This window comes from Arthrobacter sp. Y3224055, from assembly GCF_059090825.1.
Map to the genome: position 1 here is coordinate 580986 of NZ_JBNHGB010000002.1, position 12520 is coordinate 593505.

Annotated in this window: 7 protein-coding genes and 2 pseudogenes; 4 read left to right on the forward strand and 5 right to left on the reverse strand. The window is 68.4% G+C overall.

What is annotated here, in order from left to right; translation table 11 throughout:
• Nucleotides 1-105: 105 nt before the first annotated feature.
• Together AC5RTY_RS08010 and AC5RTY_RS08015 are read right to left on the reverse strand one after the other, a co-directional pair.
• The gene (locus tag AC5RTY_RS08010; protein WP_493999453.1) at nucleotides 106-1491 is read right to left on the reverse strand and encodes a class II 3-deoxy-7-phosphoheptulonate synthase; all 1386 of its coding nucleotides are present in this window, start codon (nucleotides 1489-1491) and stop codon (nucleotides 106-108) included.
• Between the two features lie 436 nt (nucleotides 1492-1927).
• A pseudogene (locus AC5RTY_RS08015) lies at nucleotides 1928-2614 on the reverse strand (lysophospholipid acyltransferase family protein); the annotation flags it as partial.
• 160 nt (nucleotides 2615-2774) lie between these two features.
• On the opposite strand from AC5RTY_RS08015, the gene AC5RTY_RS08020 reads away from it, so the two are divergent.
• Entirely contained in the window at nucleotides 2775-3563 is a 789-nt protein-coding gene (locus AC5RTY_RS08020) for an alpha/beta hydrolase (protein ID WP_493999452.1), read from the forward strand.
• Nucleotides 3550-4020, forward strand: coding sequence for a hypothetical protein (locus tag AC5RTY_RS08025; RefSeq protein WP_493999451.1), 471 nt, complete (start codon nucleotides 3550-3552; stop codon nucleotides 4018-4020). The genes AC5RTY_RS08020 and AC5RTY_RS08025 overlap by 14 nt, the downstream gene beginning before the upstream one ends.
• Nucleotides 4021-4034: 14 nt before the next feature.
• Here AC5RTY_RS08025 and AC5RTY_RS08030 read toward each other — a convergent pair whose 3' ends face one another.
• Complete coding sequence (locus AC5RTY_RS08030; protein WP_494013798.1) at nucleotides 4035-4994, reverse strand: ROK family glucokinase; 960 nt, start codon at nucleotides 4992-4994, stop codon at nucleotides 4035-4037.
• A 175-nt stretch (nucleotides 4995-5169) separates the two neighbouring features.
• On the opposite strand from AC5RTY_RS08030, the pseudogene AC5RTY_RS08035 reads away from it, so the two are divergent.
• Nucleotides 5170-6976 (forward strand): annotated as a pseudogene (locus AC5RTY_RS08035) (AMP-dependent synthetase/ligase).
• Between the two features lie 74 nt (nucleotides 6977-7050).
• Here AC5RTY_RS08035 and AC5RTY_RS08040 read toward each other — a convergent pair.
• On the reverse strand, nucleotides 7051-10482 hold the full coding sequence (locus tag AC5RTY_RS08040; RefSeq protein ID WP_494013797.1) for a pyruvate carboxylase: 3432 nt from the start codon (nucleotides 10480-10482) through the stop codon (nucleotides 7051-7053).
• A gap of 305 nt (nucleotides 10483-10787) precedes the next feature.
• On the opposite strand from AC5RTY_RS08040, the gene AC5RTY_RS08045 reads away from it, so the two are divergent.
• The gene (locus tag AC5RTY_RS08045; protein ID WP_494013796.1) at nucleotides 10788-11627 is read left to right on the forward strand and encodes a ParA family protein; all 840 of its coding nucleotides are present in this window, start codon (nucleotides 10788-10790) and stop codon (nucleotides 11625-11627) included.
• A 140-nt stretch (nucleotides 11628-11767) separates the two neighbouring features.
• Here the strand turns inward: AC5RTY_RS08045 and AC5RTY_RS08050 are convergent, their stop codons facing one another.
• Nucleotides 11768-12364, reverse strand: coding sequence for a MerR family transcriptional regulator (locus AC5RTY_RS08050; protein ID WP_493999446.1), 597 nt, complete (start codon nucleotides 12362-12364; stop codon nucleotides 11768-11770).
• Nucleotides 12365-12520: the final 156 nt, after the last annotated feature.

A 12520-nucleotide genomic window follows, 5' to 3' on the forward strand; every position in this document is an offset into this window, starting at 1 on the left:
CCCGCGTCCCGTGAAGCCGGAAGGCCCGGAACCTGTTCACCTGGTTCCGGGCCTTCCATCTCGTCCCGGTCCTGAGGAGCGCGGGGACGGCGGGCGTGCGGCGGGCTACCGCTGGCGGGAGAGCGCTCCCGCCACCAGGAACGCCATCTCCAGGGACTGCATGTGGTTCAGCCGCGGGTCGCAGACGGACTCGTAGCGGTCCAGGAAGGCGTTCTGATCGATGGGATCGGCGCCGCCCAGGCACTCCGCCACGTCGTCGCCGGTCATTTCCACGTGCAGGCCGCCGGGGAAGGTGCCCAGTTCGTGGTGCACGTCGAAGAAACCGCGCACCTCCTCGATGACGTCGTCGAAGTTCCGGGTCTTGTAGCCGTTGGGCGAGGTGACCGTGTTGCCGTGCATGGGGTCGGTCACCCAGAGCACCTTGGCGCCGCTCTCGGTGACCCGCTTTACGAGCTCCGGCAGCTTGTGGCGGATGTTGCCGGCACCCATCCGCGTGATGAAGGTCAGCCTGCCCGGCTCGCGCTCGGGATCCAGTTTGTCGATCAGCCGCAGGGCGTCGTCGGCGGACGTGGTCGGGCCCAGCTTGACGCCGATGGGGTTCCGCACCCGGGACAGGAAGTCCACGTGGGCGCCGTCCAGCTGGCGGGTGCGTTCACCGATCCAGAGGAAATGCCCGGAGGTGTTGTAGGGCAGGCCCGTCCGTGAATCGATGCGGGTCAGCGCGCGCTCGTAGTCCAGCACCAGCGCCTCGTGGCTGGCGAAGAACTCGACCCGCTTGAGGGCGTCGAAGTCGGCGCCGCAGGCATCCATGAACTTCACGGCGCGGTCGATTTCCCGTGCCAGTGACTCGTAGCGCGAATGCGCCGGGTTGGCCGTGAAGCCCTTGTTCCAGTGGTGCACCAGGCGCAGGTCGGCGAAACCGCCCTGGGTGAAAGCACGAATCAGGTTCAGGGTGGAAGCGGACGTGTGGTACGCCTGCACCATCCGGCTGGCATCGTGGGCCCGGGACTCGGGGGTGAATTCGAAGCCGTTGACCATGTCGCCGCGGTAGGCCGGCAGGGTCACGCCTTCACGGGTTTCGTCGTTGGACGAGCGGGGCTTCGCGAACTGCCCGGCCATCCGGCCCATCTTGATCACGGGCAGCGAGGCGCCGTAGGTGAGCACCACGGCCATCTGCAGGATGGTCTTGACGCGGGCACTGATCTTGTCGGCAGTGGCCGCGCCGAAGGTTTCGGCGCAGTCCCCGCCCTGGAGCAGGAACGCCTTGCCGTCGGCGGCCAGGGCCAGACGCTCCCGCAGGACGTCGACTTCCCCGGCAAAGACCAGCGGCGGCAGGGAGTTCAGCTCGGCAACGGAGGACGCGTAGACCGAGGGATCGTGCCAGGTGGGCTGCTGCACCACCGGCAGCTCTCGCCAGTCATCCAGACCGGGATAGTCCGCTGCCGTCGGCAGCTGGTCGGGAACGGAAGAAATGAAGGTTGTATCGGTCACCCTTCAATCGTAGACCTGCGGCTTCGCTGGCTTCACGTGCAGGGGTCATGGGCCGCCACACGGGCGTCACATTCCGACGGCGTCAGCGCCGGCCCTTCCGGCCGGATCGCGGGACTGTTCCCCCGGCATCCGGTCCTTCCGCCGCGGCCGCGCCCGCTCCGCCGCTGTGCCCTGCGGTGCTGTCGGACGGGCTGTCGGGCAGGGCGCCGGAGGGCGTGGCCGCTGCGGCGTGGCCGGCAGCCTGCCCGTCCGCCTCGGGCTGTTCCTGCCCCAACCCCGCGGCGGCAGGCTCAGGCCCTGCGGCGGCCGGCTCCCGTCCCGCGGCGGGGTCCGCTCCGCCGATGACCGTGATGGCGCCGGGCGCTTTGGCCTTCGGAGGTTCCGGTTGCTCCGGCGGCAGGCCGACGGCGGCGTGGCGCTGGTTTTCGGTCTTGGCCGGTTTGCGGGCGGTCAGCTTGGCCTTGACCGTGCTGGCGTACGAGTCGACGTATTCCTGGCCGGAGAGCCGCATGATCTCGTACATGATCTCGTCGGTGACCGAACGCTGGATGAACCGGTCGTCTTCCAGCCCCTTGTAGCGGGAGAAGTCCAACGGCTTGCCGATGATGATGCCCACCCGGCGGATGTTGGGGATGCGCCGGCCGATGGGCTGAACCTTGTCCGTGCCGATCATCGCCACCGGGATCACCGGCACGCCGGTGTGCAGCACCAACTTGGCCACGCCGGTCTTGCCGCGGTATAGCTTTCCGTCCGGTGACCGGGTGCCCTCCGGGTAGATGCCCAGCAGGCCGCCATCCTGCAGCGCGTCCCGTCCCGCCAGCAAGGACGTGGCCGAGGCCGCTCCGCCGGATCGGTCCATTGGAAGCTGGTTGGTCATCCTGAAGAAAGCCGCGGTGAGCTTGCCCTTGGCGCCCTTGCCGGTGAAGTACTCGCTCTTGGCCAGGAACACCACGGGCCGGGGCACCGCGAGGGGCAGGAAAATCGAATCGGAGAAGGAAAGGTGGTTGCTGGCCAGCACCGCGGGGCCGCTGTCGGGAATATTGTCCAGCCCCTTGACCCATGGCCGGAAGAGTAGCCGGACCACCGGTCCTACGACGATGGTCTTCATGAACCAGTAGAACACGTGTGCCTTTCCGTTCCGCCGCCGCCGGCCGCTTTACCAATACCGCTTGAGACTCTACTCCAGCTTTGGCTTTGCGTGGCTGCGCGGGATGGGGGTGCCGGAGAAAGGAACCGGTCGGCTATTGATGGCCGAACGGCTCCCGTAATGACACGATAGTGCCATGACTTCTGTTGCCGACGGCGTCTTTTCCAGCCCCGGGCACGGCCCGAATTCCCGCGTCGGCGTCGTCCTGCTGCATGGTTTCACCGGTTCCCCGCGCAGTATGCGGGGGTGGGCGGAAAGCCTGGCCGATGCCGGCTTCGGAGTACGGTTGCCGCTGCTGCCCGGTCACGGCACCACGTGGCAGGACTTGGCCACATCCCGTTGGCAAAGCTGGTACGGGGCGGCCGAGCAGGCCTTTTCGGAGCTCGCCCGCGAGCGCAGCCACGTCTTCGTGGCCGGTCTGTCCATGGGCGGAGCGCTGGCGTTGCGGCTGGCCGCGCACCGTCCGGTCTCCGGCGTGCTGCTGGTCAACCCGGGTCTAACCATCGCGGACCGGCGCGCTCCGCTGTCGGGCCTGTTGAAGTATGTCCTGCGGTCGGTGCCGGCCATTGGCAACGACATCAACAAGCCGGGCATGGATGAGGGTGCCTATGAACGCACCCCGGTGGCCGCCGCGCACCAGCTGGGCCAGCTCTTCAAGACTGTCGTGGCCGACCTGCCACGCGTCACTGCTCCCACGCTCGTCTTCCGCTCCGCGGTGGACCACATAGTCCCGGAATCTTCCATGGATGTGCTCCGGCGGCGGATTGGCACGGACCGGCTGGAGGTGGTGCCGCTGGCGGACAGCTATCACGTGGCCACCATGGACCACGACGCCGAGCTGATCTACCGCCGGTCCGCCGAATTCATTCACGCCACTGCGGCCGCGTCTCCGGGGCAGACGGGAGCCACCCATGCCCGGGCATGACCAGGACCGGGACGACGCCGCCTGGCAGGATCTGGTCGCCCGGCTGGAAGAGACAGACTCCGGCAACGCGGACGGCATGCCCCCGGAGCGGCCCGCGGCCGGCAACGGCGGCGATGCACAGCGCCTGCGCGAGATCTTCGAGAACCGCCTGCCGGAGGTCCCGGCGGATGAAGCGCCGCCCGGGCCGCGCGATTACACGGTCGCCGAACCGGACGACGACGAGGGCTACGTCCCGCCGGAACCTGCCCCGCTGGGCGCCGGCGAGCCGCTGCTGGTGCTGGCGTGGATCGGTGCCGTGGGGGCCCCGCTGGGCCTGCTGCTGACCGCCATGTTCTGGCCGGGCGCCCCCTTCACCGCGGTGCTGGCGCTGGTGGCCCTCTTCGTGGCCTCTGCGGCCTACCTGCTCTTCCGCCTGCCCACGGAACGCGACGGGCACGACGACGGGGCGCGCGTCTAGCGCCGGCCGTGGAATCAGACGGAGGCCCCGCGGGCGAGGTCCGCGGCGCCGATCATCCCCGCCTTCGGTCCCAGGCCGGCCGCCCGAACCTCAGCCACCGGCCGGAACCCGCGACCGGTCAGGTTCCGCTGCAGCGCATGGCGGGCCGGCTCCAACAGCAGGTCCCCGGCTTCGCACAGGCCGCCGCCGATCACGAACAGCCCGGGATCCAGCGCCGCGGCAAGATTGGCCAGCCCCAGCCCCAGCCACTCGCCGGCCTCTTCCAGCAGCCGGACGCTGGCGGGGTCGGCGCGTTTCGCCTGATCCGTGACCACCGCGCCGGTGATGTCTGCCACCGTTCCGCCCACGGCCTCCAGCCAACGCTGCGCCACGGGCGAGTTCGCCGCGGCCAACTCCCGGGCCTCCCTGCCCAGGGCGTTGCCCGAGGCGTATTGCTCCCAGCAGCCGCGGTTTCCACACGCGCAGCGGTGCCCGCCGGGCATAATGACCTGGTGCCCGAATTCCCCGGCAACACCCCACCGGCCCCGCTCCAGCCGGCCATCCATCACCATCGCCCCGCCGATGCCGGTGCCCAAGGTGATGCAGACCAGGCGCCGCTCCCCCGTCCCGGCGCCAAAGCGGAACTCCCCCCACGCGGCGGCGTCGGCGTCGTTGACCACTTTGACGGGCCGGGCCAGCAGCCGCTCCAGGTTGTCCCGCAGCGGTTCATTCCGCCACGCCAGGTGCGGGCTGAACAGAACCGTTCCCCCGGCAAGGTCCATCCACCCCGCCGCTCCGACGCCCACTGCGGCAACGTCGTGCTCGGAAGCCAACTCCCGCACCATCGCCGAGATGAGGTGTTCCACGTGCCGCGGATCGTGTCCCGGCGTGGGACGGACCAGCTCCGCCACTACGCGCCCGGCCCGGTCGACGGCCCCGGCGGCCACCTTGGTGCCGCCGATGTCTATGCCCACCGCCAGGGCGCTGTTCTCCACCCCACCATCTTAGGCAGCCGCTCGCGGCGGGCCTGCCGGGCCAGGGAGGGCCCGACCGTTACCGTTTCGTAGGTTACCTGCCGGTATCCGTTGTGATTTAGGTTATAGGCTAAAAGCACCCTCCGTCAGGGAGGCTATACAGAGCTGGCCACAGCTGAGGAAGTGAGGAGCTATCGTGCGCGAATACAGCGTGCCCGTCCTGGTTGACGTTCCGCGGGAGGCCAATATCGCCGGTCTGGTGGTTGAACAGGCGCAGAAGGCATCGAATCCGGCCCTGTTTTCCCGCAAGGACCCGTCCGGGACGTGGCAGGACATCCGTGCCACTGAGTTCCTCGCGGATGTGACCCGGCTGGCCAAGGGGCTGGTCTCCAGCGGTGTTCAGCCGGGCGACCGGGTGGGCATCATGGCCCGCACCCGCTACGAATGGTCCCTGGTGGACTTCGCCATCTGGTTCGCCGGCGCCGTGTCGGTGCCGATTTATGAGACCTCCTCCCCCAGCCAGATCGCCTGGATCCTCGGCGACTCCGGGGCTGTGGCAGTCTTCGCGGAAAGCGCCTCCCATGAGGCGAAGGTCCGCCAGGCCGCCCTCAACGAAGGCTTGGAGGACCTGAAACACGTGTGGCAACTGGGCGAGGAGTCGCTGGACGCGCTCCGCGCCGCCGGCCGGGAGGTGCCCGACGCCACGGTGGAGGAACGCCGCACGGCGGCGAATCTGGACGATCTGGCCACGATCATCTACACCTCCGGCACCACCGGCCGGCCCAAGGGCTGCGAACTCACCCACGGAAATTTCGTGGAGCTGTCCAAGAACGCCGCGGCGGCGCTGCCGGACGTCGCCCACGAGGGCGCGCAGACCATCATGTTCCTGCCACTGGCCCACGTCTTCGCCCGGTTTATCTCCGTCCTGTGCGTCGCCGCGGGTGCCACCGTGGCGCATACGCCGGACATCAAGAACCTGCTGCCGGATCTGCAAAGCTACCGCCCGACGTTCATCCTGGCTGTCCCGCGGGTGTTCGAAAAGGTCTACAACAACTCCATGCTCAAGGCGGAGGATGCCGGCAAGGGCAAGATCTTCCACGCCGCCGCGGACACGGCCGTCGCCTGGTCCCGGGCCGACGAGGCCGGCAAGGTGCCGCTGATGCTCAAGCTTAAGCACAAGCTCTTCGACAAGCTGGTGTACCACAAGATCCGAAGCGATGGGCGGTCGGGTCGAGCACGCGGTCTCCGGCGGCGGCCCACTGGGCGAACGGCTGGGGCATTTCTTCCACGGCATCGGCCTTCTGGTGCTGGAGGGCTACGGCCTGACCGAAACCACGGCCCCGGTGTCCGTCAACACCCCCAAACTGGTCAAGATCGGTTCGGTCGGGGCACCGCTGCCCGGAAACGCGGTCAAAATCGCCGACGACGGCGAGATCCTCGCCAAGGGCGTCTGCGTGCTGCGCGGCTACTACAACCGGCCCGACCTCACCTCCGAGGCCTTCGAAGACGGCTGGTTCCGCACCGGAGACATCGGCGAACTGGACGCTGACGGTTTCCTGCGCATCACCGGCCGGAAGAAGGAAATCATCGTCACCGCCAGCGGCAAGAACGTCGTCCCGGCCCTGCTTGAAGACCAGATCCGCGCCGATGCGCTGGTCTCCCAGTGCGTGGTGATCGGCGACAACCGGCCGTTTATCTCCGCGCTCATCACGTTGGACGAGGAGGCCCTGCCCGGCTGGCTGGACCGCCACAACCTGCCGGCCGACACCACCATGGACCAGGCAGCCGACCACGAAGTGGTGAAGGAGGCGGTCCAGTCGCTCATCGACCGCGCCAACCAGACCGTCTCCCAGGCGGAAGGGATCAAGTCCTTCCGGATCATCCCGTCCGACTTCACGGAAGCATCGGGGCACCTGACCCCGTCGCTGAAGATCAAGCGGGCGCAGGTGCTGGCCGATTTCGACGACTACGTGGAGCAGATTTACGCCGGCGTGCGTCAGTAGCCTCGACGAGACAGGCAGGGCCGCGGCTTCCACGCCGCGGCCCTGCCTGTCTCCTCCCGAAGGTTGCCTCGGGCCTACGCCGGGTCGATGACCAGGAGCAGGTCCCCGCCCTGGACCTGTTCGACGGCGGAGACCGCCAGCCGCGTGACGGTGCCTCCGGCGGGAGCGGTGATGCCGGCTTCCATCTTCATGGCCTCGATGGTGGCCACCGTGTCGCCCGCCTTAATGGTGTCGCCGACCTTGGCGAGGACGGTGACGGCGCCGGCGAACGGAGCCGCCACGTGCCCCGGCTGCGCGGGATCGGCCTTCTCGGCGACCTTGACTTCGGATTCCACGCTGGCGTCGCGCACCATCACATTGCGCTGCTGGCCGTTGAGCGTGCAGTGCACGGTGCGCATGCCCTTCTCATCCGGCTCGGAGATGGCCCCGAGCATGGCGATCAGGCGGACGCCCTTCTCAAGCTCGATCACGTGTTCGGTTCCCGGCTGCAGCCCGTACAGGTAGTCCAGCGTGTCCAGCACGGACACGTCGCCGTACATGTCCCGGATCTTCTCAAACTCCTTGGCCGGGCCGGCAAACAGCAGCCGGTTCAGGGCCGCGCGCCGGGTCGCCGAATCCGCGGCCAGCGCCGCCGAGTCCTCGGCCGTCAGCTCCTCGTCGCGCCGCTTGATGGTGCGGCCAGCCAGGGCCTTGGTGCGGAACGGCTCGGGCCAGCCGCCGGGAGGATCGCCCAGCTCGCCGGAGAGGAAGCCAATGACGGAATCGGGGATATCGTACTTCCCCGGATCGGACGCGAACTCCTCCGGATCGACGTTTGCGCCGACCAGCTGAAGGGCCAGGTCGCCCACCACCTTGGACGACGGGGTCACCTTCACCAAGCGGCCCAGGATCTTGTCCGCGGCGGAGTACATGTCCTCGATCGCCTCAAACCGCTCCCCGAGTCCCAGCGCGATGGCCTGCTGCCTCAGGTTGGAGAGCTGGCCGCCCGGAATCTCGTGCGCGTACACGCGGCCGGTCGGCCCCGGCAACCCCGACTCGAACGGGGCATACACGCGGCGGACCGCCTCCCAGTAGGGCTCCAGCGAGCCGACGGCGGCCAGATCCAGGCCGGTGTCGCGCTCGGTGTGCGCCAGCGCCGCCACGAGCGCCGACATGGGCGGCTGGCTGGTGGTGCCGGCCATGGCCGCGCTGGCGACGTCCACCGCGTCTGCACCGGCATCCACGGCGGCCAGCAGCGTCGCCAGCTGGCCCCCGGCCGTGTCGTGGGTATGCACGTGCACCGGCAGATCGAAGCGCTCGCGCAGCGCCGTGACCAGCTTCGCCGCGGCCGCCGGACGCAACAGGCCGGCCATGTCCTTGATCGCCAGGATATGCGCCCCGGCCTCGACGATCCGCCCGGCCAGCTCCAGGTAGTAGTCCAGCGTGTACAGGTCCTCCGCCGGATCCAGCAGGTCTCCGGTGTAGCAGAGCGCTACTTCGGCCACGGCGGTTCCCGTCTCCCGCACCGCCCGGATTGCCGGCTCCATCTGGGAGACGTCGTTGAGCGCATCGAAGATCCTGAAGATGTCGATGCCGGTGGCGGCAGCTTCCCGGACGAACGCCGTGGTGACTTCCTCCGGGTACGGGGTATAACCGACGGTGTTCCGTCCGCGCAGCAGCATCTGCAGGCAGATGTTCGGCATCGCCTGGCGCAGCGCCGCCAGGCGCTCCCACGGGTCCTCGCCCAGGAACCGCAGCGCGACATCGTAGGTTGCGCCGCCCCACGCCTCGACCGAGAGCAGCTGCGGGGTGAGGGCCGAGACGGCGGGTGCGGCGTTGAGCAGGTCCTTGGTGCGTACCCGGGTGGCCAGCAGCGACTGGTGGGCGTCACGGAAGGTCGTGTCCGTGACCGCCACGGCTGTCTGGGCCCGCAGCTCGGCCGCAAACTTCTCCGGGCCCAGTAGCTGCAGCCGCTGCCGGGATCCGGACGCCGGAACGGCCGTCAGGGCACCGGTGGCCTCCAGCGCCTGCCTGGCGGGTTCGGGCAGCTTCTCCACCGGTGCCGTGGATACCGGCAGCTCGCCGTGCGGTTTGTTGACGGTGACGTCCGCCAGCCAGGTCAGCAGCTTGGTGCCGCGGTCGGCCGAGACCCGGGCCTTGAGCAGTTCCGGCCGCTCGTCGATGAACGAGGTGGCGACGTTTCCGGCCAGGAAGTCCGGGTCCTCCAGCACCGCCTGCAGGAACGCGATGTTGGTGGAGACGCCGCGGATGCGGAACTCGGCCAGCGCACGCCTGGCGCGGGCGGCCGCCGTCGCGAAGTCGCGGCCGCGGCAGGTGAGCTTGACCAGCATCGAGTCAAAGTGCGGGCTGATTTCGGCCCCGGTGTAGATGGTGCCGCCGTCCAGCCGGACACCGGCGCCGCCGGCCGACCGGTAGGCGGTGACCTTGCCGACGTCGGGACGGAAGCCGTTGGCCGGGTCCTCGGTGGTAATACGGGACTGCATGGCCGTGCCGTTGACGGACACGGCCTGCTGGGACAGGCCCAGGTCGGCCAGCGTCTCGCCCGCGGCGATGCGCAGCTGGGACTGTACCAGGTCGACGTCGGTGATCTCCTCGGTCACCGTATGCTCCACCTGGATGCGCGGGTTCATCTCAATGAAGACATGCTGCCCGGCCCGTTCACCGACCGTGTCCACCAGGAACTCGACCGTGCCGGCATTGGTGTATCCGAGCGCCTGTGCGAACGTGACCGCGTCCCGGTACAGTGCCTGCCGGATGCCCTCGTCCAGGTTGGGTGCGGGGGCAATTTCGATGACCTTCTGGTGCCGGCGCTGGAGCGAGCAGTCGCGTTCGAAGAGGTGCATGACGTTGCCCTGCCCGTCGGCCAGGATCTGCACCTCGATGTGGCGCGGCCGCAATACGGCCTGCTCAAGGAAAACGGTCGGATCGCCGAAGGCCGTGTCGGCTTCCCGCATGGCAGCCGCGAGGGCGTCCGGGAGATCCTTGCGGCTGTCGACCCGGCGCATGCCGCGCCCGCCACCGCCAGCAACCGCCTTGACGAAGATCGGGAAGCCGATCTCCTCGGCTTCGGCCAGCAACTTCTCCGGATCGGCACTGGGCTCGGTGGACTTCAGCACCGGGATCCCGGCCCGGCGGGCCGCCTGCAGGGCATGGACCTTATGACCCGCGAGCTCCAGCACATCGGCCTTGGGGCCGACGAAGGCGATGCCGGCACCGGCAGCGGCGCGGGCCAGCTCGGGATTCTCGGACAGGAATCCGTAACCCGGGTAGATGGCGTCCGCGCCCGACTCCTTGGCGACCCGAATGATTTCGTTGACGTCGAGGTAAGCCCGGACAGGATGCCCCTGCTCGCCGATCAGATACGCTTCGTCGGCCTTCTGCCGGTGGATCGAGTTGCGGTCTTCATACGGGAAGACAGCCACCGTTTTGGCGCCCAGTTCGTAGGCCGCACGGAAGGCCCTGATGGCGATTTCGCCACGGTTGGCTACCAAGATCTTTTCGAACATTTCACTCCTGCATCGTTGCCGGGTCCGGACTTTGGGGGCGAAGCACCGACCGTCCGGCGCCGGCGCCGGCGGACTCAGTGAGCCAAGTCTCACGGACTGCGAGCCGGGCTGGCAAGCCAGTGTTGCACAGATCACGCGCCGCGGCGGTCCTCACGGGCCGCATGTTACGGCGCAAGCTGCGAAACGCCCCGGCGGCGCGGGTGGCACGGTGTGCTGCGGCGCTCCACTTATGATGAATAGGGTGCCGTGAAGACTTATCCGGCGCAGAAGCCCCACGACTCGATACGTTAGGTTTTGGTTTTTACGTGCAAGTAGTGAGCATCAGCAGCCTCAAGGGCGGGGTCGGCAAGACCTCGGTCACGCTGGGCCTGGCCTCTGCGGCGCTGGCAGCGGGAATCCCCACCCTGGTCATCGACTTGGATCCGCATGCTGACGCGACCACGGGACTAGGCGTCAAGCCGTCCCGCCAGACCGACGTCGGCCGGCTCCTCAAGAACGCACGCAAGGCCGACCTGCGGGCCAACGTCGCCCCGAGCGGCTGGGTGGCCTCGGCGGATCCCGGCAGCGCGCCGGCTTCCGGCCGGAAGGTTCTCGACGTCGCCATCGGCTCCGCCTACTCCGGCATCTACGACCGGCCCGATTTGAGCCGCCGGGACCTGCGCAGGCTTTCGACCGTGCTCTCCCGCGTGAATGACTACTCGCTGGTGCTCATCGACTGCCCGCCGTCGCTCAACGGGCTGACGCGCATGGCGTGGACGGCGAGCACCCGGGTGCTGCTCGTGGCCGAGCCGAGCCTCTTCTCGGTGGCGGGCACCGAGCGCACCATGCGCGCCATCGATTTGTTCCGGGAAGAATTCGCCCCGGACCTGAAGACGGCCGGGGTGGTGGCCAACCGTGTCCGGCCCAGCTCCAACGAACACGGTTACCGGCTGGCCGAAATGAAAACCATGTTCGGCGACCTGCTGCTCTCCCCCACCATCGCCGAGCAGGCGAACTGGCAGCAGATCCAGGGGGCAGCGCATTCCGTCCACCAGTGGCCGGGTGAATCGGCACGGCAGGCGGCCGCGCTTTTCGACGAACTGCTCAAGAACCTGACCGATTCCGGGCGGATGCGCAGCCGCACGCTCCGCCGCCAGCCCAGCTGACAACAGGTCCCGAACCGTGCGGCGGGTCCGCCCGGGCCGCACCTTACACACGGGATCGCGATACACGGGATCGCGCCATTAATCAGCGGGAGGGGCCCCGGTTTCCCGGAGCCCCTCCCGCTGTTATGTCCTGTGTGCGGTCAGCTGATCTTGCGTGCGGCGCGCCGGCGGCTCAGCTCGTCGTCGGGAAAATCCTGTTCCTCTGCGGCATGTTCGCTGGGGAGCTCCGCGAGGCTGCCTTCGACCTCTCGCCACACCCGGCCGACGGCGATGCCGAAGACTCCCTGTCCGCCCTGGACCAAGTCGATGACTTCGTCGGCGGACGTGCACTCGTACACGCTGGCGCCGTCGCTCATGAGGGTAATCTGGGCCAGATCTTCCACGCCGCGTTCACGCAGGTGGCCGACGGCGGAGCGGATCTGCTGCAGCGAGACGCCGGTGTCGAGCAGGCGCTTGACCACCTTCAGGACCAGGATGTCGCGGAAGCTGTAGAGACGCTGCGAGCCGGAGCCGGACGCGCCGCGGACGGCAGGTTCCACCAGTCCGGTGCGTGCCCAGTAGTCCAACTGCCGGTAGGTGATGCCGGCTGCCTTGCATGCTGTGGGACCGCGGTAACCGGCGTCCTCGTCCAGCACGGGCAGGTCTTCGGTGAACAGCAAGCCCTGGGCACTTGCGGGTATGGCAGCGCCGGTCTGCAGAGCGTGCGGCATCTCGCCTGCATCACCTTTAGGACTCACGTGAACCCTCCTTGTCGAAGTTCCCTGTGGGGAATGAGCTTCGCAGTCAGCCCAGAGGTCTGGTCTAAGTCTGCCTTGAGATGGCCTGCGGTGCAATGGGAACTGTATGCTTCGACGTTAGAACGGCGGGGGCCGCCGGTCAAAGACGCTGGCCTT

Bases quoted from the DNA above. Each gene is read 5' to 3' on its own strand.
- AC5RTY_RS08020 (WP_493999452.1), top strand. From the start codon at position 2,775: ATGACTTCTGTTGCCGACGGCGTCTTTTCCAGCCCCGGGCACGGCCCG.
- AC5RTY_RS08025 (WP_493999451.1), top strand. From the start codon at position 3,550: ATGCCCGGGCATGACCAGGACCGGGACGACGCCGCCTGGCAGGATCTG.
- AC5RTY_RS08040 (WP_494013797.1), bottom strand. From the start codon at position 10,482: ATGTTCGAAAAGATCTTGGTAGCCAACCGTGGCGAAATCGCCATCAGG.